At 45.3% G+C, this 24962-nt stretch carries 24 protein-coding genes and 1 riboswitch; of the genes, 6 read left to right on the top strand and 18 right to left on the bottom strand.

The window, feature by feature from the left end; genetic code table 11:
• Positions 1–75 precede the first annotated feature (75 nt).
• From pheT to HF992_RS04090, 9 genes are all read right to left on the bottom strand, one after another.
• The gene (pheT, locus tag HF992_RS04130; protein WP_168548796.1) at positions 76–2484 is read right to left on the bottom strand and encodes a phenylalanine--tRNA ligase subunit beta; all 2409 of its coding nucleotides are present in this window, start codon (positions 2482–2484) and stop codon (positions 76–78) included.
• Positions 2485–2729: 245 nt separating this feature from the next.
• Positions 2730–3182: an ASCH domain-containing protein gene (locus HF992_RS04125; RefSeq protein ID WP_168548795.1), complete on the bottom strand. Its 453-nt coding sequence runs from the start codon at positions 3180–3182 to the stop codon at positions 2730–2732.
• Positions 3179–3706, bottom strand: a complete 528-nt coding sequence (locus HF992_RS04120; RefSeq protein WP_168548794.1) for a GNAT family N-acetyltransferase — start codon at positions 3704–3706, stop codon at positions 3179–3181. The genes HF992_RS04125 and HF992_RS04120 overlap by 4 nt, the downstream gene beginning before the upstream one ends.
• Before the next feature lie 12 nt (positions 3707–3718).
• Positions 3719–4762 carry a phenylalanine--tRNA ligase subunit alpha gene (pheS, locus tag HF992_RS04115; protein ID WP_168548793.1) on the bottom strand — a complete coding sequence of 348 codons (1044 nt, stop codon included), beginning with the start codon at positions 4760–4762 and terminating at the stop codon, positions 3719–3721.
• A gap of 949 nt (positions 4763–5711) precedes the next feature.
• On the bottom strand, positions 5712–6554 hold the full coding sequence (locus HF992_RS04110) for a DNA/RNA non-specific endonuclease (protein ID WP_168548792.1): 843 nt from the start codon (positions 6552–6554) through the stop codon (positions 5712–5714).
• 29 nt (positions 6555–6583) lie between these two features.
• Positions 6584–6781, bottom strand: coding sequence for a DNA-directed RNA polymerase subunit beta (locus HF992_RS04105; RefSeq protein WP_168548791.1), 198 nt, complete (start codon positions 6779–6781; stop codon positions 6584–6586).
• Positions 6771–8057, bottom strand: a complete 1287-nt coding sequence (gene murA / locus HF992_RS04100; protein WP_168548790.1) for a UDP-N-acetylglucosamine 1-carboxyvinyltransferase — start codon at positions 8055–8057, stop codon at positions 6771–6773. Before murA ends, HF992_RS04105 begins: the two co-directional genes overlap by 11 nt.
• Positions 8058–8135: 78 nt before the next feature.
• The gene (locus HF992_RS04095) at positions 8136–8348 is read right to left on the bottom strand and encodes a DUF1146 family protein (RefSeq protein ID WP_246201235.1); all 213 of its coding nucleotides are present in this window, start codon (positions 8346–8348) and stop codon (positions 8136–8138) included.
• A 109-nt stretch (positions 8349–8457) separates the two neighbouring features.
• Positions 8458–8964 carry a QueT transporter family protein gene (locus tag HF992_RS04090; RefSeq protein WP_168548788.1) on the bottom strand — a complete coding sequence of 169 codons (507 nt, stop codon included), beginning with the start codon at positions 8962–8964 and terminating at the stop codon, positions 8458–8460.
• Positions 8964–9062, bottom strand: a riboswitch (PreQ1 riboswitch). (Overlaps the previous gene by 1 nt.)
• 86 nt (positions 9063–9148) lie before the next feature.
• Here HF992_RS04090 and HF992_RS12345 point away from each other — a divergent pair.
• On the top strand, positions 9149–9316 hold the full coding sequence (locus tag HF992_RS12345; RefSeq protein WP_168548899.1) for a GtrA family protein: 168 nt from the start codon (positions 9149–9151) through the stop codon (positions 9314–9316).
• 697 nt (positions 9317–10013) lie between these two features.
• Here HF992_RS12345 and HF992_RS04080 read toward each other — a convergent pair.
• From HF992_RS04080 to HF992_RS04065, 4 genes are all read right to left on the bottom strand, one after another.
• A complete protein-coding gene (locus tag HF992_RS04080; RefSeq protein ID WP_168548787.1) occupies positions 10014–11684 on the bottom strand; it encodes a formate--tetrahydrofolate ligase in 1671 nt (556 codons plus the stop codon).
• A gap of 313 nt (positions 11685–11997) precedes the next feature.
• Positions 11998–12327: a hypothetical protein gene (locus HF992_RS04075; protein WP_168548786.1), complete on the bottom strand. Its 330-nt coding sequence runs from the start codon at positions 12325–12327 to the stop codon at positions 11998–12000.
• 322 nt (positions 12328–12649) lie between these two features.
• Complete coding sequence (locus HF992_RS04070; protein WP_168548785.1) at positions 12650–14887, bottom strand: DNA internalization-related competence protein ComEC/Rec2; 2238 nt, start codon at positions 14885–14887, stop codon at positions 12650–12652.
• Positions 14871–15527 carry a helix-hairpin-helix domain-containing protein gene (locus HF992_RS04065; RefSeq protein ID WP_168548784.1) on the bottom strand — a complete coding sequence of 219 codons (657 nt, stop codon included), beginning with the start codon at positions 15525–15527 and terminating at the stop codon, positions 14871–14873. Before HF992_RS04065 ends, HF992_RS04070 begins: the two co-directional genes overlap by 17 nt.
• Positions 15528–15933: 406 nt before the next feature.
• Here HF992_RS04065 and HF992_RS04060 point away from each other — a divergent pair, with 406 nt between their 5' ends.
• The gene (locus HF992_RS04060; RefSeq protein WP_168548783.1) at positions 15934–16215 is read left to right on the top strand and encodes a hypothetical protein; all 282 of its coding nucleotides are present in this window, start codon (positions 15934–15936) and stop codon (positions 16213–16215) included.
• Between the two features lie 61 nt (positions 16216–16276).
• Here the strand turns inward: HF992_RS04060 and HF992_RS04055 are convergent, their stop codons facing one another.
• Positions 16277–17023 carry a 1-acyl-sn-glycerol-3-phosphate acyltransferase gene (locus tag HF992_RS04055; protein ID WP_168548782.1) on the bottom strand — a complete coding sequence of 249 codons (747 nt, stop codon included), beginning with the start codon at positions 17021–17023 and terminating at the stop codon, positions 16277–16279.
• Between the two features lie 69 nt (positions 17024–17092).
• On the opposite strand from HF992_RS04055, the gene HF992_RS04050 reads away from it, so the two are divergent.
• From HF992_RS04050 to HF992_RS04035, 4 genes are all read left to right on the top strand, one after another.
• Positions 17093–17839, top strand: coding sequence for a tRNA1(Val) (adenine(37)-N6)-methyltransferase (locus HF992_RS04050; RefSeq protein ID WP_168548781.1), 747 nt, complete (start codon positions 17093–17095; stop codon positions 17837–17839).
• A complete protein-coding gene (locus tag HF992_RS04045) occupies positions 17829–18152 on the top strand; it encodes a GIY-YIG nuclease family protein (RefSeq protein WP_168548780.1) in 324 nt (107 codons plus the stop codon). The genes HF992_RS04050 and HF992_RS04045 overlap by 11 nt, the downstream gene beginning before the upstream one ends.
• A 156-nt stretch (positions 18153–18308) precedes the next feature.
• A complete protein-coding gene (locus HF992_RS04040; protein WP_168548779.1) occupies positions 18309–19616 on the top strand; it encodes a nucleobase:cation symporter-2 family protein in 1308 nt (435 codons plus the stop codon).
• A complete protein-coding gene (locus HF992_RS04035; RefSeq protein WP_168548778.1) occupies positions 19613–20200 on the top strand; it encodes a xanthine phosphoribosyltransferase in 588 nt (195 codons plus the stop codon). Before HF992_RS04040 ends, HF992_RS04035 begins: the two co-directional genes overlap by 4 nt.
• A 218-nt stretch (positions 20201–20418) precedes the next feature.
• Here the strand turns inward: HF992_RS04035 and ftsX are convergent, their stop codons facing one another.
• The 4 genes from ftsX to queG all read right to left on the bottom strand — a co-directional run bounded on the left by ftsX (position 20419) and on the right by queG (position 24337).
• On the bottom strand, positions 20419–21348 hold the full coding sequence (ftsX, locus tag HF992_RS04030; RefSeq protein ID WP_168548777.1) for a permease-like cell division protein FtsX: 930 nt from the start codon (positions 21346–21348) through the stop codon (positions 20419–20421).
• On the bottom strand, positions 21341–22033 hold the full coding sequence (ftsE, locus tag HF992_RS04025; protein WP_168548776.1) for a cell division ATP-binding protein FtsE: 693 nt from the start codon (positions 22031–22033) through the stop codon (positions 21341–21343). The genes ftsX and ftsE overlap by 8 nt, the downstream gene beginning before the upstream one ends.
• 47 nt (positions 22034–22080) lie before the next feature.
• A protein-coding gene (gene prfB, locus HF992_RS04020) for a peptide chain release factor 2 (RefSeq protein ID WP_168548775.1) occupies positions 22081–23182 on the bottom strand; the annotation gives its coding sequence in 2 pieces (ribosomal slippage) (positions 22081–23109 and positions 23111–23182; 1101 coding nt in all).
• Positions 23183–23215: 33 nt separating this feature from the next.
• Positions 23216–24337, bottom strand: coding sequence for a tRNA epoxyqueuosine(34) reductase QueG (gene queG, locus HF992_RS04015; RefSeq protein ID WP_168548898.1), 1122 nt, complete (start codon positions 24335–24337; stop codon positions 23216–23218).
• Positions 24338–24962: the final 625 nt, after the last annotated feature.

The raw sequence follows: 24962 nt of genomic DNA, 5'->3' as shown, positions 1-24962 counted from the left end.
GGGAGGCCTCATTGGTATTCTATGTTCCATTATTATACCAAAAACCCAGCCATATAGCTGGGTTGGGCTGTATCCTTATCGCACCTCTGCACCGAGTGTGTTGGTCAAAGAGCTAGTGATTTTATCCATAAATGTAGCGACTTCCTCGTCCGTTAGGCTGGCTTCTGGGTTTTGGAAGGTCAGGTTGTAGGCCATGGACTTGGTGCCTGCTGGCAGCTTGTCCCCTTCATAGATATCAAAGAGTTTGATGGCTGTCAGGCGTTTGACCTTAGCTGCTGCGATGGCTTCTAGCACTGCTTGGTGGCTAGTGGCTTTTGGCAAGAGCAGAGCGATGTCACGGCTAACAGCTGGGAACTTGCTGATGTCTGTAAAGATAGCCGCTTCTGGCAGGGCAGCCTCGATCGCTGTCAGGTTGAGCTCAGCCACATAGGTCTCAGGAATATCATAGGCCTTGGCCGTCTGCGGGTGCACCTGACCGATAAAGCCAATGCTGGTGCCATCTGCCAGCTGAATCTCTGCTGTCCGACCTGGGTGCAGGCTAGCCGGCTCTGCCATTGGCACATAAGTCACCTCAAGTCCTAGCTTGGCAAATAGCATCTCCAAGATCCCCTTGGCATAGTAAAAATCGACTGGCACAGCTGGGGTCTGGAAGTCTTTATCTGCCACTAGTCCTGTCAGAGCAAGGGCGAAACTATTGATTTCCGTTGGTAGGTCTTCCTGTGGGTTGCCAGTCTGGGCAAAGGTCTTGCCGATTTCATAGAGGGCAAGGTTCTTATTCTTGCGGTTAACGTTGTAGGCGACGATGTCGAGCATACCAGAGACCATATTTTGACGCAAGACAGAACGATCGACCGTCATCGGCCACATGAGTTCTGTCTGGGCAGTCGGTGCTGGGGTAAAGGCTGTCGCCTTTTCTGGCGTAGTCAGGGCATAAGAGATCACCTCAGTCAAGCCTGCCCCCTCTGCCAAGGTCCGCACCTGACGACGGAGGCGCTGAGTCATCGTCAACTCGCCTGCTGTCCCACCTGTCTCAGGCAGAGTAGTTGGGAGCTTATCATAACCGTAGATACGGGCAATTTCCTCGACCAAATCCGCCTGAATGCTGATGTCCCAGCGGCGTTTTGGCACACTGACCGTAAAGCTGTCGGCTGATCCTTCTAAGCCAAAGCCCAACTGGGCAAAGATAGCCTCAATGTCAGCATAGGTCAAGGCTGTCCCTAAACGACTATTGACATGGGCTAGGGAGCTGGTCACGGCAACTGGTGCAGTGTCCAAGTCACCAGCTGTCACACGACCCGCTGTCGGCTGACCACCTGCTAGCTCTTGCAAAAGCGCTGCTGCCATGTCCAAAGCTTCTGAAACCGTTGCGACATTGACACCTTTTTCAAAACGTGAAGAGCTTTCCGAACGCAGGTTGAGCCTACCAGAGGTCTTACGGATGGACTTGCCATCAAAGACTGCCGCTTCAAGAACGACATTGGTTGATTGGTGATCAATCTCTGTGGCTTGACCACCCATGACACCTGCTAAGGCAACCGCTCGGTCATTGACCGAAATCACGATATCGTCAGTCACCAGCTCACGCTCCTCACCATCAAGAGTGATGATGGTCTCACCGTCCCGAGCCTGACGAGCCACGATGTGGTTGCCGTCAAACTTATCCAAGTCAAAGGCGTGCATGGGCTGTCCGTAATAGAGCAGAATGTAGTTGGTCACATCGACCACGTTGTTGATGGGACGAATACCAGCGTTCATGAGCAGGTTTTGCAGCCATTGCGGGCTCGGGGCGATGGTCACATGTTCCACGATACGGGCTTGGTAGCTCTGCACCTTGTCCGTCTCGATAGCTACCGAAAGCTTATCGGCAGTCTGAACTTGGCTTTCGCTCAGCGATTTTTCCAAAAAATGCACCGACTTACCGTAAATCGCTGCTACTTCGTGAGCAACGCCTCGCATGGAGAGGGCATCGGCACGGTTAGGTGTGATGGAAAGCTCGATGATGGCGTCGTCCATACTCAGATAAGGAAAGACAGAGCGACCAACTTCAGCCTCCTCTGGCAAAATCTGAATACCATCGGCGAACTCCTTGGGCACCACGCTGTCGGAAACGCCCAACTCCCCCAGAGAGCAAATCATGCCAAGAGACTCCAGCCCACGGATTTTGCTCTTTTTAATCTTGTAATTATCAGCAATACGAGCCCCTGGAAGAGCCACCATGACCTTGATGCCTGCACGGACATTAGGCGCTCCACAAATGATTTGGCGGGGTTCACCATCACCAGTGTCCACCTGACAGAGGTGGAGATGGGTGTCAGGCACATTCTCGCAAGAGAGGACATGACCGACCACGATATTGGACAGACCATCAGCAGGCGTCGTCACTCCCTCTACTTCGATACCGGTCGTTGACATTTTTTCGGCTAATTCAGCGACTGGGACATCAATGTCGACCAGCTCTTTTAGCCACTTGTAAGATACTAACATGGGTTCTTCTTTCTGTTTTTTCTTTTTTTGATACTTTTCTTAGGTGGCACGGACGCAAGCAACCGCCTAAAGGCGTTTCATTGCTAACTTCGGAGCCTAAGGTCTCCGAAGTTCCGTCGCGATATCGGTGAGTTCTCACCGATATCACTCTTGCCACAGCGAAAAGTATCAGTTGGCGAGCTAACGCTCGCTTTTTTGCTGAGCAATAAGCGTATTTTCTGCAACAGGCTCGCTTCGCTCGTTTGTTATTCTTGATATGGGACTGGATACACCACTTCAAACTCTTCGCAGACAATGTTTGACTGACCGTTGAAGACAAGTCCTGCTTCTTTGTAATAAGGTTTGAAAAAGTCTTCGTGAACTTGTCGCCAGTAGGCTAGACTGCGGTCGCCCTCGCCTTCTTTGTAGGCATGCTCAGCGGTCACCTCATCAAAGGGCGTGACATAGACCTTGATCACTTTGATCACACAGACAGCATTGCCTTGACCGTCTAAGACAACATCATAGCTGCCTGCTTCTGGCAGAGGGTCATTATCTAGGGCATAGAGGTCATAGCCAGAGGCGGTAGCGGTTTTGGTACCGTCTAGGACTAACTGAGCGAGTTCATCTGGCAAAACGCCGAAGGCCCAAGCCTCATAGTCATCTCCTGCTTGAGGGTTAACTGTCTTATATTCTTTCCATAACTGTTCTGGGGTCATTTGGTAATCCTCCGTTTCATCAGCCAGTCGGTATCAATCTTGTCTCCGACAGGAAATCGGTGCTCTGAAAATTTTTCAAAGCCATACTTGGCATAAAAGGTTTGAGCCTTGTAGTTGTGCTCCCAGACACCGAGCCACACCCAATCCACTTGGCTGTCTTTTGCTGCTTCTAAAGCATAATCAAAGGCTTCTTTACCTAAGCCTAACCCTTGATACTCTTGGAGAACATAAATGCGTTGAACTTCCATGGCTTGATCCAGAACCTGTTCTGTCTGGGCAGCTTTCCAGTTGAGTTTGAGATAACCTGCAATTTGATCATTGATCAAAATAAAGTCAACTTCTGTATCAGGATCTTTCAGTTCATCCTCCAAGACAGGCAAGGCATAGGCCTCTTCAAAAAAGGCTTGTAACTGCTCAGGACTATTGTCATGACCAAAGGTCTCCGTAAATGTCTGCTCCGCTATTTCCTTTAAAATATCAACCTCGTCTAATCGAACAGGCCGAATACCAACTGTTTTGACCATGAAACTTTCCTCCTACTTAAACTGCTCCGAGAAGCGGGCGTCGCCTTGGTAGAAGCCACGGATATCGTTGATGCCGTAGCGCAACATGGCAATCCGCTCCTGACCAAGACCAAAGGCAAAGCCAGAATAAACCTCGGGGTCAATGCCACTCATCTCCAGCACACGCGGGTGAACCATACCAGCCCCCAAAATCTCAATCCAGCCCGTCTTTTTGCATACGTTACAGCCGTCACCGCCACATTTGAAGCAGGACACATCGACCTCAACCGACGGCTCTGTAAATGGGAAGTAAGACGGGCGCAGGCGAATCTTGCGGTCCTCACCGAACATCTTCTTGATAATCATCTCAAGCGTGCCCTTGAGGTCACCCATGGAGATGTTCTCACCGACCACGAGCCCCTCAATCTGATGGAACTGGTGGCTATGGGTCGCATCATCAGTATCACGACGGAAAACCCGCCCCGGTGAAATCATCTTGAGCGGTCCTTGACTAAAGTCATGCTGGTCCATGGTTCTGGCCTGAACAGGGCTGGTGTGGGTGCGAAGCAAGATGTCTTCGGTGATGTAGAAGGTGTCCTGCATGTCTCGAGCTGGGTGGTCCTTAGGCAGGTTCATCCGCTCAAAGTTATAATAGTCCTTCTCCACCTCATACCCATCGACAATCTGGAAGCCCATACCGAGGAAAATGTCTTCAATCTCCTCGCTGGTCTGGGTCAAGACATGACGATTGCCCTGCTTGATCGGGCGACCTGGCAAGGTGACATCGAGGCTTTCAGCAGCTAACTTGGCTTCAATGGCTGCCTCCTCCAAGAGTTTGGCAGCGTCGTCAAAGGCAGCTGTCAGCACATCACGCACCTCATTGACCATCTTACCGACAATCGGCTTCTGATCGTTGGACAAGTCTTTTAAGCCTTTCAGCAATTCGGTCAGGGAGCCTTTTTTCCCAAGAACCTGCACCTTAAGGTCTTGGAGGTCCTTGACATTCTCGTGCCGAATGTCCTTGAGTTTGGCAACGGTCGTCGCCTGTAAATCTTTGAGTTGTGTTTGTAAATCCATAATTTTCCTTTCTATCATTAAACTGGTCCGGTTGGTAAGTAAAAACGGTGAAGCTAGGTCATAAATGCTATCTCTTGAAGATGTTTTAAGAACACAGTTGACAATTAATGTACAGGATTCCCAATAAACGATCTCGCTAAAGAGTCGCGACTATCGGCAACTTGGGTCCTTTCGCTCCTTAGCTATCTGCTCACGTTCGACTTTCAAAGCTCGTACCTTCCACAATCGCTTCTCTGACTGTGGAAGCCTTTTGGGGCAGGACGACGAATTTTAAGGTTCTGTCTCACTCCCCAAAAAAACGTGCCAATACTCCTCTATCACTAGCGGAGCGTTGACACGCGGTACCATCCGTTTTTATCTGCTCGGCGCAGACCTTAATTAATAACCTTATGCTGAGTGAATTCAGTAAAGTTTCACTGGTTGAGCTTGCAGTCATGACTCAACTCCCTGGACAGTTTCCCTAAACATACTAGTCTCAAAGGTTGTTATTCAATTGTTTTTTATTTTAGCAAAAAATAATCAAAGTCGCAAGTCCTAGGCCAGGCTTTGACACGGCGCATGCAGGATGAAAATACATCCCCCTCTTCAAATCACATACCTTTTAGAACATTTCGTGAAAAGAGTTTGCTTTTAGTCAATCATCTGCTCATTTCGTTAGAATTATACCATAATTTTCATCTTAAAAACTAAACCGACATCTGAAACTTCACTGACCGAAAACTGAATTTTCTTTATCCCTTTGCTGTTCAGGAGTTGAGTCCTTAGCCTTCTCAACATAATCCATTCGTCATGCAAAATGGCTTTAGAGGAGCATACTGTTTTTAAAAGTACCAATTGTCACCCGTGTGAAAAAATGCACCCGGCAAATATCCCAATGCAGTAACCAATAGCTAAAGAATGAGGCAATTGAAATAGTCTTAAAACCAGACCATAACGGTCACTATAGCATTTAATGGTATTTAGTCACTTCTCCTGTTTCGTAATCTAAACTGAGACCATTTTGAACATTAGGAACAAAAACATTAAATTCAAGGCTACCATCCGAAGACTTCGCTTCTAGTTGACGACCAACAGCAACAAGGTCGTCCGCATCAGCATAAATTAAGGTTACTCGCATACGCACTCGTTTATTTTGATCAAGGACTTTGCGCACCAACGTCTCATAGTAATTTTGTCCAGTTGAATACTCTTCATAAGCCTGATTAGACCATGACGTTTGAACGGCTATATTTTTAGGATTAGCAGTTGATGCATCAAACTCTTTCAATCCACCAGCTAAGGCATAACCGATTAAATGTCCTCGGTCTACCGCATGATCATACTCTCCCTCTAGCCCATGAACTTGATCCCAACCAGCAGGTGTCCAATCCATTCTTCCAGAACCATTTTGCTCTCGCTTTTGGTATTGCCGGGTAGCTTTTGAAAGCAAGGCATTAGCTACGGTAGGAACTTCTTGGCCTTCAATTATCTTGGTTTTATTATCTACATAAGGAAGAGAGGACACTTCCGCATCTAAATCCGTTTTATTTTGGTTGAGGATAAATGCGCCCGAACCGTTCCACTGAATTGGCTGGGGTAATTGAGCACGAACTTCTTCGACCAAGACAGAGCTAGCTAAGCATTCGTCCGGTGTCTCCTGCCAAGATGACGTCTGATAGACAGGAATAGTCACATCATAGTGGGGGCGATGATCAGTGAGAATGCCCGTTTCCTTGACCCCATACCCTGATAGCGCCAAAACAAGGGCCAATAAAGCACCCCAAAGCGTTTTTGGTTTCTTTGTTTGTTTCATCTTTTCTCCAATGAAAAAGCAGGCTTAGCCTACTTTCCAGTAAATTTACCAATCAATTCCTGCCATTTTGCAGGCGATAGGATAGACCACATGGAATCACCATCTCCAATGACACCATAACCGACCATCAGACCAACAGCAAATAGCAAACAGGCAGCTAAGACGATTAAAAGAAGGATGATCAGCTGTTGAACAACGTATTGACTACTTTGACGACTAGGCTTCATTCGTTTCCTCCTGCGACATTCGTCTGATATCTGCTCCTAGTTGAGCTAATTTTTCATGAAAACGGTAATAACCGCGATCCAAATGAATCAATTTCCCAACCCGTGTCTCCCCTTCTGCTACGAGGCCGGTCAAAATGAGAGCTGCTGACGCCCGCAAATCGGTTGACAGAACTGGCGCTCCTTGAAGAGGACTCCCACCATGAATCAAAGCTGTATCTCTTAAAATCTCTGAATGCAATCCCATCCGACGCAGTTCTTCAAGATGTTGAAAACGGTTCTCAAAAACTGTCTCAATCATGGTCGATTCTCCCTGGACAACAGCCATCAAGGCAGTCATCTGCGCCTGCATATCGGTCGGAAAACCTGGATGAGGTTGTGTTTTGACCGTAACAGGTTTCAACTTTGTGACATCCGACTGTATCCGAATCCCTTCAGCTTCTTCCGTGACATCTACTCCCATCTCTAGCAATTTAGCCAGTAACGGACGATTGTGTTCCCATACAGCATCTTTAATCAAAACATCCCCACTGGTCATAGCAGCAGCTACCATAAAGGTTCCAGCCTCAATACGGTCTTGAACCACATGATGTTCAGCACCATGCATCCGCTCCACGCCTGCTATGGTCAGGGTATCAGTTCCTGCTCCCTTGACCTTGGCTCCCATCTTGTTGAGAAGGTTTGCTAAATCTACTATCTCAGGCTCACGAGCAGCATTTTCAATAGTGGTAACTCCTTGGGCTAGAGTAGCTGCCATCATAAGATTCTGGGTCGCTCCTACACTTGGAAAATCCATATAGATATAGGCACCTTTCAGGCCATCTGTCTTAGCTTCAATATAGCCATGCGTCTGATGAATGGTCGCTCCCATGGCTTCTAAGCCTTTGAGGTGAAGGTCAATCGGCCGAGACCCAATCGTACAGCCCCCTGGCATGGATACCTTAGCATAATGATTACGTGCCAATAAAGGGCCTAATACCACAATTGAAGCCCGCATTTGACTAACATAACGATAGGGCGCTTCTCCATGCAGTGGCTGAGTCGCATCAACTATAATTTGATTCATGGCCTCATCAAAGACGACCTCGGTGTTAAGGCCACGTACTACATTGTTCATGGTGAAAACATCCGACAAAATAGGAACATTTGTCAGTTTTGTTTGCCCCTCACTAGCTAGAATAGTTGCTGCTAAAATGGGTAAAACTGCATTTTTGGCCCCTTCAATGGTGACTTGACCAGATAAGCGAGTTGCACCACCTGTGATTAGTATTTCTTCCATTTCTGATTCCTTCATCTCTCATTTCATCATACATTCTAAGGTTTTCCATAGCCATCAAAATGTTAGATTAATCTTTTACTAAAGAAAAGCCACTGTTAAACTGCGCCCGATGCTTAACAAATCCAGAAGCAAATGGCTCACTAAAAATCCCAATCCCATACTGAATAAAAGGACCAAGAGCCTTAAGCGCCCAATGTTTTCAGCATGGATTTTGGTAAACTTAGACCAATCCACCACTGTTGTCAACAAGTGATAGGATAGAGCCACACACAGTATATGGCTAGTTAACATTAAGGTTGTGGTATACATGATTTGATTATACCAAAAACAGAGGCAAAAGGCTCACATTTACTTCCAAAGCAATGATAAAAAAAATCTGGCCCACCCCAGATTTTTTTTATCATCGTAAATCAATGTGTTTGCTTAATTTTTCCATAAGAATGGCGCCCACCATCAGAGAGCCGAATTCGCCAAGACCAGTCGTTAGCCAAGTCACGAAAAATGGGACTTGGTAAAGGTAATTCAACTCCCAAGCAATAGTAAACATGCTCAAGGAAAAGAATAGCGCAAAATAAAAGAAGGCTTTATTGATCAGACCATTAAAAAGATAGGTCTTCATATAGCGCTCAAACAGAAAAACACCCAGAGTCAGAAAAACCAACGTTGAGGCTCCACCGACAACCATATCTATCCAACCATAACCGATAAAATTAGCAATCATACATCCTAGTGTAACTCCGCTAATGTACTTTTTGTTATAAAAGGCTGTAAAGTTCATCATTTCTGAAATTCGGAACTGGTAAGCCCCAAAAGAAATAGCATTCAGAGGAGGGGTCAGCGTCAACACGATGTAGATCGCAGCAACCATTGCTATTTGAGCAAGATCAAGTGGTGTCCATTTCTTCATATAAAAACTCCTTTGGCGGCTTTACCGCTTGTAATATGCTTGACAAAAGGTAGGAAGTGTCAAGGGTTGTTCTAAAACAACGTTCCTAGTATAGCATAATATCTCAAAAAATGGTAGACTAGTCCCACGAAAAATCCATTAAAAAACGAACGGTTCGCTTATTTATTTTTAGCAACTTGACAAAATTGGTTTTTTTACCATAATCCTGGTTCTACAAATAACCTATGAGCCTCTTTTTGCTGCTCTTGTTGCGAATATCACAGCCATCTTATTTGCTTTTGTGGTTAACGACAAGTTTATCTTCACGCAACAAAGAACTAGCTGGCCAAGTCGGTTGATGAAATTTCTTTAGCGCGCATTTCTACCGTTCTTCTTGATCTGTTCTTAACCCTTATTTTGACGAAAGTTTCCCCAGAACTTATCGGTCAGTATGTCAATCATAGCCCTAAAACAATTGATGATGTGGTTTCTCTTATCGGTCTGTTTTTTTCTTCATTAGCCTCAATTATCTGTTGAGCAAACTCTTTATTTTTAAAGATAGTCAACCTCCTGGGGCCACCAGTTTCAGCTCGAGAACCATAAAACGCTTTCGGGTAACCATCAGATTTCTATGTCACAATTTACCAAATAGCACTAAGCCCAGAGCAATCCAAAAGCAGGACTTGCTCGTCAAGCCTAACTTAAGCAAAAACACTCCTTGAGCTGTCTCAACAAGGTTCAAGGAGTGTTTCATTATAGTCAAAAAAAACTTATTGGATAGAGGTTAGGCCTTTTATTGAGGGGTCGAAGCCATCCAATCTTTAGGGACACCAAGGAAACCTTAGAGATTAAGATCACTCGTCAAACCAACGCCTAGTAGAGGTGGTATAATGATGGCCGCTTCCATTTTCACTTATCTGTCTGACACGCTATGTCTATTGCGGGCGCATAGAGGAATTGTCTGAGTTAGAATAATCCAAAATGCCACTAATATTCAAACATGATAAGGGACTCCATACACTTACCAATTCATCAATCTCGGTGAAGACTAGCTTAAATGCTCCTCTCTTTTAGAAAAGACCCGTAATGTTTCCCGATGCATCAATATCAATCTTTTCACTAGCAGGCACTTTAGGTAGACCTGGCATGGTCATGATAGTACCCGTCAATGCGACGATAAAGCCTGCACCAGCAGACACTTTTAGGTTACTGATTTTAACCGTGAAGTCCTCGGGTGCTCCAAGTAGCAATGGATTGTCTGAGAAGGAGTATTGGGTCTTAGCCATACAGATGGGATAGTGGCCAAATCCAAGTCTCTCCAAGTCAGCCAACTCTTTCTTAGCTGTCGGACTGAGTTTTACGCCTTTTCCGCCGTAAACTCTGGTGACAATTTTATTGAGCTTGGTCTCGATAGAATCTTCGCTATCGTAGACAAAGTTGACGTTATTTTTGCCTTCGGCCAACTTGACGACTGCTTCTGCCAAATCGCGGCCACCTGCTCCGCCATTTGCCCAAACATCAGAAATCACGACTTGGGTACCGCGTTTGGCACAGGCATCATACACAGCTTGCAATTCTGCTTCTGTGTCCAGCGGAAACTTGTTAATCGCCACAACTGCTGGCAAACCATAGACGTCTTGAATAGTCTTCAGGTGTCTTTCTAGGTTTGGTAGGCCATCAAGGACTGCTTGCACATTTTCACTACCAAGTTCTGTCTTAGCTACGCCACCATGCATCTTGAGAGCACGAATGGTCGCCACAAGGACCACAGCTGATGGACGAAGTCCTGACAAACGACACTTAATATCAATGAATTTCTCAGCACCAAGGTCCGCGCCAAAACCAGCTTCTGTGACCACATAGTCCGCATATTTGAGGGCCAATTTAGTCGCCAGCACACTATTACAGCCATGGGCAATATTGGCAAATGGACCACCGTGTATAAAGGCTGGTGTGTGCTCCAAGGTCTGAACCAAGTTTGGATTGATGGCTTCTTTGAGAAGAACCGCCATAGCTCCTGCCGCCTTCAAATCACGAGCGGTCACAGGTTCCCCCTGGTAGTTGTAGCCAATGATAATCTTTTCCAACCGTTCTTTCAAATCAAGGATATTCTCGGACAAGCAAAGAATGGCCATGATTTCCGATGCAACGGTGATATCATAGCCATCTTCCCGTGGCACACCATTAGCCTTGCCCTGTAACCCATTGACAATGTGGCGAAGCTGGCGGTCATTCATATCTACGACCCGCTTCCAAGTGATCCGACGACTGTCAATTCCAAGGGGATTTCCGTGGTGAATGTGGTTGTCAATCATGGCAGCAAGTAAGTTATTAGCCGCACTAATCGCATGAAAGTCTCCTGTAAAATGAAGGTTAATATCTTCCATTGGAACAACCTGAGCACGGCCTCCACCTGCTGCACCACCCTTAATGCCAAAGACAGGGCCTAGAGATGGCTCACGCAGTGCAATGGCCGCTTTTTTACCAATATGGGATAGGGCATCTGCTAATCCCACAGAGGTCGTTGTTTTTCCTTCACCCGCTGGTGTGGGCGAAATAGCTGTCACCAAAATCAATTTCCCATCTGGCTTATCTTTAAGGGCTTCTAGCTGATCTAAGTCAACTTTAGCCTTGTATTTTCCAAAAAGTGATAGATTTTCTTCTGAGATTCCGATACGTTTGGCAACCTCTACAATAGATTCCATTTCAACGGAATGCGCAATTTCAATGTCTGATACCATATAAGACACTCCTATCTGTAAACTCTTTAAACAGGCCTGATAAATGCCTCTACTAAAACGATACCTTCTCTCCACAGGGTTGCCTTTTACTTGTCATCTGCCATAAAGGTTCAAGCCTTAACCCCTACTAGAGCCATAATGACATCACGCCAGTCCTCCTTGGCTAACAGATGGCTCAACTGTAAAAAATAACTGGAAACAGCTAGATTTTTTCCAAAACACAAAAAGGACTCATCTTGGTTTTTCTGTCCTCCAGAATCCTAAAATGGTTCCTTTTCTGCAAGTTAGACATACAGCAGTCTAAGACCTTGTACTAGTCATGCGCAACAGTACACTCGTCCCAATGGTCCTCGTGCTTGTGGTGCAAATGCCCATCGTGCACATAGTCTACATGGTCGCCGTGTTGGATGGCCTCATGACCACATCCTTCTCCATGTTCATGGTCATGGTTTTCATGGATAATGTGATCAGCCGTCTCTACCACATGGGCTTCATCCCAATGACCATCATGTTCATGATGAATATGTCCATCGTGCACATAGTCCACATGGTCCCCATGTTGAATGACCTCATGGCCACACCCTTCTCCGTGCTGATGAGGATGGTCCTCATGTGTATGATGTTCTCCGCCGTGATGTGACATAAGTTTGTCCTCCTTTTTTATATGTCCTAATACTCTTATTATATCATTTCTACAGGGGATGTCTAGACATTTCCTAGAGTTAACCCAGGATATCAGCACGAAGAAAATGTCTGCAACTATTTTGGAGTCGCTCGTATTTGTCAGAAATTTCCCTGAAACGAACTTGGGGTAGTCGAAATTTTAGCCATTGCAATCACATTATATAAATTTCACCCCCAAAACTCATCTTTTGTCTGAGATTTAGCCTTCTGAGAACTAATTTTTCTGCTTACTTTGGCTCTGTAGTGTTAACGTCCTACTATATAATATTCTTTTTACAAACCTAACGGACCACCTCCACTGACCACTTTCTTAATCCCTTAAATCGGATGGCACCATCTTGATCAGTTCGGTAAACCGTCATGTTTTGGTTGGCAAATCGCTCCAAGGTCTCCTTGTGGGGATGTTTATAGCGATTGTTTTTTCCCGCAGAGACTAGCGCAATTTTAGCATTGATATGGTCTAAGAACTCAGGATAGGAGGAGCCTTTAGAGCCATGGTGTCCGGCCTTGAGGACATCAACTGGAAGACTAGGGTAGCGTTCAATCAGGTCTAACTCTCCCTCTTCCAAATCCCCTGTAAAAAGGAAGTTGGCTCCTAGGAGTCTCCCATAAAGAACCAGGGAATCATTGTTGCCACCATCACCTGTCTCCCAAGGGTAGAGCACTTGTAGTCGACTGCCCATGATGGGCAAGCTGTCGCCAGCTGTCAGCACGCGCACCTTGACCTTGAGTGCTTTCAGACGGTCGACAAAGTCCGCATTGGTCAAGCTCCCCTGGCTGACTAGGATTTCTCCAATGCTCAACGCCTTAGCAACTTCCTCTAAATCCCCTACATGGTCCGTATCGGTATGGGTTAATACCAGCTGGTCAATCTTTCCCACCCCTCGGCTATGGAGGTAGGGAATTAGCGTTCGTTCTGCATTGCTGGACACCTGCTTTTGGCGCCAGTCCTCCTCAGGCTCAAAACTCACCCTTCCGCCCACATCGATCAGAACTGTCTTTCCTCTTATATCTCGGAGAAATAGACTATCCCCTTGACCGATATCCACCACGGTCACCTCATTTTCCAGCGGGTGTTTGGTGAGGAAAAATAGCAGAGCAAGTAACAGGCTGAGCCCAGCCAAGACTTTTGTCTTCTGGTAATGGTCATAGACCAGCCCCAGTCCTAACAAAAGGGCCAGCAATATCAGTAAACTTGGTTTTCCAAGCACCAGCGGTCGCAGATTCAAAGCCCCTAACCAGCTGATGATTCTTTCTAAGACTTGAAACAAGCTATTCAGCTCTGCTATTGTCCAAAAAGGAGACAGCAAAAAGAGCAGGCTCAAGAGCGGTAAGAAGAGACTGTCAAAGAGGATAGAAAAGGCAAAGGTCAAGAGAATGGAGAGAGGTTGAAAGCTGGCAAAATACCAAATCAGCAAGGGCAGGATCCCTAGAGATAGGGCCAGGGACTCTGTTAAGGTTCTTCTCCAGCCCACCAGGTGGTCAAAGTCCATCAGGGTCAGAATAAAGGCATAGGCAAAGCTCAAAACCCCTCCTGCCGTCAGCAGGAAATTGGGCATGACCAAAAAGCTGAGCAAAACGGTCAAGCCTAGATTATCAAAACCTGATATGCCTTGATTGGCCAAGAGCTTTTGCAAGAGGCTCCGAATCACCGAGGCAGAAAAACCTGTCAACCCCGCATAAACAACAGAAAAAGGCACCTGCAAGATATCAACTAGCTCTTGACGTATACCGCATCTAAGCAGGCCCCTGCGAAACCTGTCCACAAAGAAGCCCACCTGCATCCCAGATAAGGCAAAAAGGTGAATAATGCCTAGACTAGAGTAGATGTCCCCCATCTCTTCAAATTCCTTGTCCAGATCGCCAAAAAGCAAGCCTGTCATGTAGTGCCTCATAGGACTTGGAAACTTCTGTCGGATGTAGACTAAAGCCGAACGCCGCCACTGCGATAGCCAAATCAAGGGATTGAGGGACCGTGACTTTCGAACGTTCTTGATTTCTGCAATCGAAACCGTCGCATAAATTCCTTGGGTCTCCAAATAAGCCTTGTAGTCAAAACCTTGGAAATTACGGCGACCCTCCGCCTCTTTCAACTCCCCTTCTATGGTCAGATCAACCGCCTGAGTCAATCCTTGAAAAAAGGTTTGCTCCTCTTTAGATTTTAACTTGTAAAAGGCTTGGTAGAGCTGGCCATCCTGTTTTCCTCGAAAGGACAAACTGTCTCCATTGATGCGAATGGTATCTGGGATGACCTGCAACTGTTCAATACGGTCTGGGAGAGCTTGCTGCTTTTGCCCCTTTTGGTAAGCCTGACCCACAAAAAGAATCAGAAAAGGAAGAACAGCGGCTAGCAGAAAACGATTGGCCTTCTTGCCCCCTTTCCAATAGAGTCGCCCCAAAACTAAAAGCGCTAGAGTCAGCGTCACAGGGCCTGGAAAGGCTACAAGGTAGTAAAAAACGATCAGAACAAGGGCCAACTGAACCGGAGCCAGGTCCCAGCGCTTAATCCACTGTGACATAGCTTCTGAGATTTTCCAGGGTCTTGTCACCGATACCAGACACCTGATTGAGGTCATCGACCGTTTTAAAGGGACCATTGGCTTCACGGTAGGCAATAATATCCTGAGCCCGCTTGGCCCCAATCCCTGAGATGGTCTGCAGCTGACTAGCATCTGCTGTATTGAGATTGACCAAATCAGCCGTTTCCTTATCTGATGTAGATGGGGCTACTGAAGCAGCCACCACACTAATGGCTTCTTCCTTGGTCGCTACATAGACGACTGCTTCATCGACCAACTTCTGGGCGAGATTGATGGACTTGGGATCAGCCTGCTCTGTCAAACCACCAGCTAGGTCAATCGCATCTGCCACACGACTGGTTGCTGACAATTCATAGAGCCCAGCTTGCTCTACAGCACCTTTGACATCAACCATGATGGTTTGGGGCTTTGACTCAACCTTGTCCGAAGCCTTTTCTGCGATCGGCACCTCATCTTTTGAAGAAGCCTTGGTGCTAGCCAGAGTCAAGACATCTGGTACCTGCTCTGCCTGAGCAGGTTGGTAAACCAGTAGCAAACCACTACCAATAAGCAGGCCCATGACCCCTAAACTGATCCACACCTTGTACTCCTGCCATTTAGCCATCATATTTTCTTTCATATAAGCCTCCTTAACTTCTAATTCGTGGAAAAACGTCGAAAGAAAAGCCAATTGCTAAAAAGAGCTAAAACGCCATTTTTGATTAGAATATGACTCTCCTAAACCCTTCATTTCTGTTATGTTATGAGGCATACGGGCACTCGTTGACCCTGCATCCCCAAAAGAGGCGCGGCCTGTAGCCTCGAAAAGGAGGCTGTGTTAATCTCTTTTTCCGATCCTTAAAAAGTATCTTTTGACGGATTTGTCTCCATTTTCTTCTAAGAATGCTTTTTTTTTGAGCTTTTGTGATATACTAGTCTTGAAAGTAATTAACCAGTTTTGTATAAAGCCGTATAGAAACCGACTCATCCTCCCACGGATCCCTTATGATTTGTTCTCAACATCAACTTTAAAAGAAGGTTTAGCCATGCTAAAAAACATTAGAACACTGGGAAAAACCTACAGCAACCACTTGATTGCTGTGCCCTTACTCATTTGGATCGGGCTATTGCTTCTGCCAGGCCAGTATTTAGGTGACAATTATATGATCCGCAACACCTATATGCTTCAGGTACTTCCGGTTATCGGATGGCTTTGCCTGGGCTTGGGGCTGATTTGCCGTAGTATCAAGTATCTCATTTTCGGCCTGCTCTTCATTTTTGCTTTCTGGGTGACTATGGGACTTGGCTATCTGATTTTAGGCGCTTAATTCAATATAAAAACACCCCTCTCGTCTTGGTCAACCCAATTGGAGCAGGGGTGTTTGCTTTTTAATCGATGTTACGGTGTTTATCAGGGTCCCAGACAAAACTAGCAAGCCAGCTAAAAAGTGCTGTCAGAACGGCCACGATAATAGCCATCAAACCGGCCGGAATCCAAAGCAGCCACATCAAAGGATTTGGTTTCTTGTTATCGTGGACAGGAACCATTTCAGCATCCAGAGCGTCAAAACTAGCTTGGATACGGCGTGTTACTTCTGCAATCCCTTCATCGTTCATCCGTTTGATATCCGAGATGTCAATCGGTTCACCAAAGTTCATGTCAATCCGTTCGCGCTTCAACAATCCCTTAAAGGTCATCGGTCCAACATAAACAGCTGGCTGAATCTTGACCTTGGCCATCTTGGCAATCACTGCCACACCGCCCTTGACTTCTTTGGAATGACGGCTACCTGACGGGAACATCAAGAGAGATTTATTGGTCTTTTTGAGCACATTCACTGGATAACGAATAGCATCTGTGCTAGGATTCTCTCGGTCAATAGGAAAAGCGCCACACATGCGAATCCACCAGCTAACCATACGATTGGTGAAGAGTTCCTTTTTAGCCATAAAAACAAATTGTTTGGGCCTGGTCGCATAGGCCATATAGACCGGATCCCACCAAGTCCTGTGTGGCGCTACGAAAACATAATTCTCCGTTTTAGAAATGATCCGATCAGTATTGTGGTAATGGACATTACCATTGACAATCCACAACACATAAGCAACAAAACCTCGCAAGTAAGTATAAAACACGATTATTCCTCTAGAGCGATAGCAAATCAACCTATCACTTTTTCTACCCTAATATGATATAATTATACCATGACCAATCCAATTTTGAAAGATGGAGAGCGTATTGATCAGCTCTTTTCAACTAATGTGAGAATTATTCAAAACAAGGCCGTCTTCAGCTATTCTGTGGACAGTGTGCTTTTGTCGCGCTTTCCAAAATTTCCCAAGGAAGGCTTAGTGGTCGATCTTTGTGCTGGAAATGGGGCTGTCGGCCTCTTTGCTTCCTCGGCCACCAAGGCCAAAATCATTGGCATCGAGCTTCAAGAACGCTTAGCAGACATGGCCCAACGCTCTATTGCATTAAACAGTTTAGAAAACCAGGTCAGTGTCATTCAAGATGACTTAGCTAATCTTTTGGACCATATTCCACGCGGAAAAGTCGATCTCATTCTCTGCAACCCCCCTTATTTTAAGGCAACGGAAACTTCCAAGAAAAACCTAAGTGAGCACTACCTACTAGCTCGCCACGAAATCACGACAGACCTAGAAGCCATTTGCAAGGTCAGTCAGCAGGCTCTCAAGTCCAACGGACGTTTGGCCATGGTCCATAGACCAGATCGCCTCATCGAAATCATTGAAACCATGCGCAAATATCGCTTGGCTCCCAAACGCCTACAGTTCATTCACCCTAAAGCCGATAAAGAAGCCAACATGATCCTTATTGAAGCCATCAAAGATGGTTCTCCCCAAGGCCTCAAAATCTTGCCTCCTCTAATCGTCCATAATTCTGACGGAAGTTATACATCACAAGTATTTGATATCTACCATGGAAAATAAACCCGCCTACTTTTATGTCCTCAGGTGCTCAGATGATAGTCTCTATACCGGCTACACGACTGACCTTGATAAACGTCTTAAAACCCACAATGCCGGAAAAGGGGCTAAGTACACTCGAGCTAGGCTTCCTGTCAGCCTCCTCTATTCAGAACGTTTTGATAGCAAGCAGGCCGCCATGTCTGCTGAAAGTCATTTCAAACGTAAAAAGCGTTCAGAAAAATTAGCCTATATTGCTGAGCAATCTCTTAAAACTAATCCGGCCAACCATTCTGATAAACTTGACGAAACACAAGCTCAACCTCCTACCTGCTAAAAACATCCTCTGCAAGCTCTCTCCTCTTTCACCTTAAAGAGGATTTTTTAGTAACTCTGTTAAATACGAACATTTTATGTTAAATTAAAAATTTTTGTTTCTATTTTGTTGTTTTTATGGTAGAATTCTTCTACAAATAATTTAAGGAGTTTAAAAATGCCAAATATTCCAAACGATCAGGATAAGATGATTTACGGGATTGAAGATAGACCTCCGCTTCCCATTACCATCATTCTCGCCCTCCAGCATATTCTAGCTGCCTTTGCAGGAATCATTGCTGTACCACTGGTTGTCGGCAGCGCCCTCAATATGAGTGTCCAGGAGATTTCCTTTATGGTCGGAGCTACCATCTTTGCCTCTGGTCTGACGACAATCTTACAATCTAAAGGACTCGGTCCAATTGGTTCCCGGGTTTCTGGTATGATGGGAACTGACTTCACTTTTGTTAATCCTTCCATTAGTGTTGGAGCAAAATTTGGGGTGGCAGGTATTGTTGCAGCCACGATTACAGGATCCTTAGTTGAGATTATTCTCAGCCGTTTTATCAAGCCTCTCATGAAATTCTTTCCTCCCCTCATCACAGGAATTGTCGTTTCCTTGATTGGTATCACCCTTTTACCTGTTAGTATTGACTGGGCGGCTGGAGGCTTTGGTTCAGCCGACTATGGGTCGTTGAAAAACCTCTCTGTTGCTTTTGTGATCATGCTTTTCACCCTCTTTTTGAACCACTTTGGAAAAGGCATGTGGAAAACAGCGGCTGTTTTCATCGGCATCATTTTTGGTTACTTGATCTGTATTCCCTTAGGGATGGTTGACTTGCAAGCCGTGACTGATGCCGCTTGGATTGAAATTCCTCACCCCCTACGTTATGGCTTTCACTTTGATCTAGCTTCCACTCTGTCTTTTGTACCGGCCTATCTCGTTTCGACAATCGGTACTGTCGGTATTATGATGGCGATCGGTGAAGCTTCTCAGGTGAAGGTTAGCAGCGACCGTGCCGCTGCTGGGGTGCTGGCTGATGGGATTGGCTCCATGATTTCTGGACTTTTCGGCGCTGGACCAAACACTTCTTTCTCTCAAAACGTAGGCCTCATTGCCTTAACCAAAGTGGCTAGTCGCCATGTTATGATTGTTGCTGGGATTATCCTAACCCTTTTAGGAGTCTTTCCTAAGCTTAGCTCCCTAATCGCTGTGATGCCACAGCCTGTCTTGGGCGGTGTAGGGGTTATCATGTTCGGCCTTGTTGCTGCCCAAGGTCTCAAGACCTTGACACAAATCAAATTAGGAGACCGTGAGCTCTTGATTATCTCTGTAGCCTTTGCCCTTGGTATAGGGGTTACCGTTCGCCCAGAAATCCTGCAATCTCTGCCAGTAGCTTTGCAAATGGTGCTATCATCAGGCATTTCAACAGGGACTTTAGTGGCCTTAATCTTAAACATCATCTTAAAGGAGAGAAAGGCATGAGCATTCTCAAAGAACGGATCCTAAGAGACGGACAGGTTTTTCCTAATAACGTTTTGAAGGTGGATTCCTTCATGAATCACCAAATCGATCCAGTCGTCATCAAAGAAATTGCCCAGGAGTTTTACCATATTTTCAAGGATCAGGGAATTACAAAAATTTTTACCATCGAGGCTTCTGGTATCGCCCCTGCACTGGCGACAGCTGAATTATTTGAAGTCCCTATGCTCTTTGCCAAAAAAACGCAGCCCTCAACTCTGGCCAACCAAGAACGCTATGAAACAGACATCCACAGCTATACCAAAAATATCACTAGCCGTGTCATCATTTCCAAACAATACTTAACGGCTGAGGACCGTGTTCTTATTATCGATGATTTCTTGGCTAATGGCGAAGCCTGTCTAGGGCTTGTTGACTTAGTTGAGCAAGCAGGTGCCAGCATTGCAGGAATCGGCATCTGCATTGAGAAATCCTTCCAAGTCGGACGCCAAAAGCTAGATGAAAAGGGCATTTCTGTCCATTCAATCTGCCGTATCGCTTCCCTAGATCACCAAACCATCCAATTTCTTGAGAATTACCCCAAATAAAAACAGGTTGCCATTTTACTGGCAGACCTGTTTTTGTATCCATAATTTCATAAAAAATTTAAGAACCTGTATCCATCAAAATGATTTGATCCATGCCCACTACTTTTTCCTCCCTTCTAAACAAACTTTTGCAGGTCTACTGACCATTTAGCTAAAATATCTAACAGCAAAGAGGCGAAAAGAAGCAGGCAAGGGCAAAGTAGCTAGGAATAGCGATTCTAAATCTTGAGATAACGTCTCATTGAGTTAACTGCTCCGAAAGATCCGATCAGGATCCCTATAACAAAGAGGGCAATAACCATTCCAGGGATAAAGTATTTAGGATCGATCATGGACAAATTCTGAGGAATCAACTGAGGATTGAGTGCCGTATAAGCCACATCGTAGCCAAAATAAATCAAGAGTGCTGGGATCACAGCTCCTAATAGACCTACCCAGCCACCTTCCAATAGAAACGGCCCTCTAATATAAGAATTCTTAGCTCCTACTAGTCGCATGATTTGAATTTCACGGCTACGTGAAATAATAGTAATCCGAACAGTATTGGAAATCAAGAAAACAGCTGTAAAGAGCAAGAGAATCGTTGCCACAGCACCCCAAATGCGGATATTCTGTGCCAGTTTGAAGAGATTATCCATTTTGATCCCACCGTACTCAACTTTAGCAACACCATTAATGTCTTCAATCTGCTTAGCTGTTTCTTTGACTACATCTGGCGAAGTCGTATCAATGACATAGGTGTCATACAAAGGATTGGCATCCCCTTCAAAGATACTCCAAGTATTTCCCATCTTCTGCTTGAGCAACTCAAGCTGGTCGTCTTTACTAGAGAAGGTGATTGATTCAATCGTTTTCAGCTCAGCAATCTGGTCATAAACAATATGGTAACTCTCATTTGGAACAGTTTCCCCCATATCGTTAACCCTAGTCTCTTGATTATCTGTTGAATCCACTCGCAAGAAAACGTTGATTCGGACATTATTTTCAATATCCGTGGCAATCTTAGCTGTATTCAAGATCACAGAAGCAAAAATCCCTACCAGGGTCAAGGTTATCGTTACCGTACTGATTGCAGCAACCGTCATCCAGCCATTGCGCTTGAGGCTTAAAATAGACTCCCAAAGATGGCGGAAAAATCTTCTAATCATTGTAACCGTACTCTCCTTCCGCTTCATCTCGGACTACACGCCCGTTCTCGATGGCAATAACCCGGTGGCGAAGGGTATTGACAATCTGGCTATTATGCGTTGCCATGAGGACCGTCGTTCCCTGAAGGTTAATGCGCTCTAAGAGATGCATGACCTCCCAAGAATTCTCAGGATCTAGGTTACCTGTCGGTTCATCAGCGATCAAAACTTTAGGATTGTTAGCAATCGCACGTGCAATCGCTATCCGTTGCTGTTCTCCACCTGACAATTCGTTTGGAAAAGAACGAACCTTATGCTTTAAGCCTACCAAGTCCAAAACTTCCATGACCCTTTTCTTGATCACGTGTGGACGTTCCCCAATGACCTGCATCGCATAGGCAATATTTTCATAAACTGTCTTGCGTGGCAAGAGTTTGTAATCTTGGAAAACAACTCCAACCGAACGTCGCAAATAGGGGACATCCTTCTTTTTGATCTTTAGTAAGTCAAAGCCAGCTACCTTGAGACGTCCCTTATCAATTGTGACCTCACGGTAGAGGCTGCGGATAAAGGTTGACTTCCCTGCACCTGACGGACCTACAATATAGGCAAACTCCCCTGGCTCAATGCTAACACTGATTCCTCTCAGGGCTGTTGTGCCATTGTCATACTTCTTGACAACGTCACGCATTTCAATAATTCCCATAGTAAAATCCTGTAAAAACAGTTCCTTTCAAAAATTGTGAGACAGTTTTATTGATCGTTTAAACGCCACTTGAGATAAGCGTCGATAAACCCATCAATTTCTCCGTCCATAACCTTATCAACTTGAGCAACTTCATAATTGTTCCGGTGGTCTTTGACCATAGTATAAGGCGTAAAAACATAGGAACGGATTTGACTGCCCCATGTGATTTCACGCTTATCTCCCTTGAGCGCACTCACTTCAGCCGCCTTTTTCTCCTGCTCAAGCTGATATAATTTAGCCTGGAGCAATTTCATGGCGCGGTCACGGTTACCATACTGGGTCCGATCAACAGTAGATTGGGTCACAATCCCTGTTGGCAAGTGGGTCAAGCGAACTCCCGTCGAAACCTTGTTAACGTTCTGACCACCTGCTCCTCCTGATCGGAAGGTATCCATCTTGACTTCATCATCACGGATTTCAACCTCTATGGTATCATCCAATTCTGGCATCACTTCTACCGAAGCAAATGAAGTGTGGCGGCGTTTGGCAGAATCAAAGGGAGAAATCCGAACCAAACGATGCACGCCCATCTCAGATTTCAAAAGACCGTAGGCGTTCACTCCAGTAAACCCTAAAGTCACGGACTTGATGCCCGCCTCATCACCTGCTTGATAATCTAAAACCTCAACTCCAAAGCCTTTGGCATTGCCAAAACGCTGATACATCCGCAGAAGCATCTCTCCCCAGTCCTGAGCTTCTGTACCGCCAGACCCTGGATGGATTTCCAGAATAGCATTATTGTGGTCATAAGGCTCGCTCAAGAGCAAGGTCATCTCATAGTTGCTCAGCAGCTGATCAAGCTCCCTCAGGTGCTCAGTCAAATCGCTTCTAAGACTCTCATCCTCTGCTAACATCTCTAGGTAAAGCTCGCTTTCCTCATGCAATTCCTCCATCTTGTGGAAATTGTCATAAGTCATTTTTAGCGCATTGAGTTCTTGCGATGTCTTTTGGGCAGCTTGGTTATCGTTCCAAAAATCAGGCTCAGTCATCTTATTTTCCAAGATGGCGATGTCTTCCTCCAAGCGATCTAAGTCAAAGAGACCCCCTGAATGAAGCTAATTTGGCACGGTTGTCATCTATTTTCTGTCTGATTTCAGCAGTATCCATAAGGCCTCCATTCTAATCTATCTCGTTATTATATCACAAACTAGCGTATTTTGCCAAGAAAGCACGTTGCTCTTCTAAAATCCCTGGATGGTCCGTCTCTATCCCAGCTACCAGCTCAATCATGGCTGGGTTTGGCTGCTTGGCTAACTCCCCCAAGGCCCAGATGGCCGTTGCCACATGGATATCATTTTGCCTCTTATCAATGATTTCAAGCATTTTGGGAATAGCAGAGCGGTCATTGGCATTAGCAAGCGCAATGATAACATTACGTTGCAAGATGTTTTTACCTCTCCAGGCACCTGCAATATGCCCAAATTTGGCCTTAAAGTCACCATTTGACAACTCCAAAAACGGCAATAATTTTGGATGGGCCAATTCTGGATCAATTTCTGTTGCCAAGGGATTATTGATTCCCTTATTATAAGGACAACAAATCTGACAAATATCACAGCCATAGATAACCGTCTTAATTTTCTTACGAAATTCCAAATCCATCATGCCCTTGTCCTGAGTCTGAAAAGACAGACAGCGACGAGCGTTCATAGTACCGTCACCAATCAAACAAGAGGTTGGGCAAGCATCCAGACACCTCGTACAGTCCCCACAGTCATAATCCACTGGCTGATCCGGGGCAATGTCCAGATTGGTAATCAATTCCCCTAAAAACATATAAGAGCCAAATTCCTTAGATATAACCAAGCCATTTTTCCCAATAAAGCCAATACCTGCCCGTCTAGCAACTGCTGTGTCCACAAGAGCTCCAGTATCCACCATACCCTTGTATTCAAAGTCAGCTGTCAAGGCCTCTATCCCTCTGGCTAATTTATCTAATTTCTCCTGAAGCACATAGTGGTAATCCAGTCCCCAAGAGTTGGGCGTGAATTTTCCACGCTTGTAAGCCGTCTTAGGCGGATGGATAGGAAGCTTATGCGGGTAAGCAACAGCAATCGAAATGATAGTCTTAGCAGACGCCAAAGAAAGGCGCGGCTTAACCCGCTCCTCAATGTTTTTATGTTCAAATCCTGAATTGCGCCCTTCTTCTACCGAGGCTATCAGTGACTTTTCCAAATAGGCAAAGTCATCCGCTGTTGTAAACCCGATTTTAGAAATCCCAATTTCCCGACTGAGGGCAATAATATCTTCCTTGAGTCCCATATAGTTATTGTAGCACAGGCTAGTCAATTATCCAATCCTTCTATAATATTCTTATAACGTTCTAGGCAAAGTCCAACGAGCAGGCATTACCCGTTCGTTGAATTTACTATATTAGAACACTCATACCGTTCAACTGTTCTTAAATCTAACTAACCTCTTTCTTATTCCTTCCATTTTAATATCGCCACCAAGCTCAAGCTAAGCATGCCAAGCATAGTTAAGCGTGCTAATACCGCTTGATCACCTGTTTTCAGCAATGGTTTAGTTGACACAACAATTTCTGGTACTGCTATTGTCTGAGAATACGTTACAACTGGTTAATTATTATTTGCTGCTTCACTTGGATTTGGATATGGACTGAAATCCAACGGAACTGTGCCCTTATCCCATTCATCCTGACTGCTTAACCCATCGCAATTTTGGATGCTATCAAAGACCCGAGTTGGCGATAGAACCCAAACTGGTTCTTGGTTTTTTACTAGCCTTAAAAATCATAGGTTATCCATCAAATTTCATCTCTACTCCAGATATGACAGTTGTCAAACTAGGTTTACCAATGTTGGACCGTCACTCATTGCTTGATTTTGCAATATTAACACCTATACAAAAAACGCAACTTCTTCAC

It is taken from the genome of Streptococcus ovuberis, from assembly GCF_012396585.1.
In the GTDB taxonomy this organism is placed as follows: domain Bacteria; phylum Bacillota; class Bacilli; order Lactobacillales; family Streptococcaceae; genus Streptococcus; species Streptococcus ovuberis.
This window is presented reverse-complemented; position numbering and strand designations above follow the sequence as displayed.

Coding starts and splice junctions, on each gene's coding strand:
- ftsX (WP_168548777.1), bottom strand. CDS start 21,348: ATGATTAGAAGATTTTTCCGCCATCTTTGGGAGTCTATTTTAAGCCTC.
- murA (WP_168548790.1), bottom strand. CDS start 8,057: ATGGAAGAAATACTAATCACAGGTGGTGCAACTCGCTTATCTGGTCAA.
- HF992_RS04095 (WP_246201235.1), bottom strand. CDS start 8,348: ATGTTAACTAGCCATATACTGTGTGTGGCTCTATCCTATCACTTGTTG.
- ftsE (WP_168548776.1), bottom strand. CDS start 22,033: ATGGGAATTATTGAAATGCGTGACGTTGTCAAGAAGTATGACAATGGC.
- HF992_RS04070 (WP_168548785.1), bottom strand. CDS start 14,887: ATGTCACAGTGGATTAAGCGCTGGGACCTGGCTCCGGTTCAGTTGGCC.
- HF992_RS04035 (WP_168548778.1), top strand. CDS start 19,613: ATGAGCATTCTCAAAGAACGGATCCTAAGAGACGGACAGGTTTTTCCT.
- HF992_RS04075 (WP_168548786.1), bottom strand. CDS start 12,327: ATGTCACATCACGGCGGAGAACATCATACACATGAGGACCATCCTCAT.
- HF992_RS04050 (WP_168548781.1), top strand. CDS start 17,093: ATGACCAATCCAATTTTGAAAGATGGAGAGCGTATTGATCAGCTCTTT.
- HF992_RS04040 (WP_168548779.1), top strand. CDS start 18,309: ATGCCAAATATTCCAAACGATCAGGATAAGATGATTTACGGGATTGAA.
- HF992_RS04065 (WP_168548784.1), bottom strand. CDS start 15,527: ATGAAAGAAAATATGATGGCTAAATGGCAGGAGTACAAGGTGTGGATC.
- HF992_RS04110 (WP_168548792.1), bottom strand. CDS start 6,554: ATGAAACAAACAAAGAAACCAAAAACGCTTTGGGGTGCTTTATTGGCC.
- HF992_RS04045 (WP_168548780.1), top strand. CDS start 17,829: ATGGAAAATAAACCCGCCTACTTTTATGTCCTCAGGTGCTCAGATGAT.
- HF992_RS04120 (WP_168548794.1), bottom strand. CDS start 3,706: ATGGTCAAAACAGTTGGTATTCGGCCTGTTCGATTAGACGAGGTTGAT.
- pheT (WP_168548796.1), bottom strand. CDS start 2,484: ATGTTAGTATCTTACAAGTGGCTAAAAGAGCTGGTCGACATTGATGTC.
- pheS (WP_168548793.1), bottom strand. CDS start 4,762: ATGGATTTACAAACACAACTCAAAGATTTACAGGCGACGACCGTTGCC.
- HF992_RS04125 (WP_168548795.1), bottom strand. CDS start 3,182: ATGACCCCAGAACAGTTATGGAAAGAATATAAGACAGTTAACCCTCAA.
- HF992_RS04090 (WP_168548788.1), bottom strand. CDS start 8,964: ATGAAGAAATGGACACCACTTGATCTTGCTCAAATAGCAATGGTTGCT.
- HF992_RS04080 (WP_168548787.1), bottom strand. CDS start 11,684: ATGGTATCAGACATTGAAATTGCGCATTCCGTTGAAATGGAATCTATT.
- HF992_RS04105 (WP_168548791.1), bottom strand. CDS start 6,781: ATGAAGCCTAGTCGTCAAAGTAGTCAATACGTTGTTCAACAGCTGATC.
- queG (WP_168548898.1), bottom strand. CDS start 24,337: ATGGGACTCAAGGAAGATATTATTGCCCTCAGTCGGGAAATTGGGATT.
- HF992_RS04060 (WP_168548783.1), top strand. CDS start 15,934: ATGCTAAAAAACATTAGAACACTGGGAAAAACCTACAGCAACCACTTG.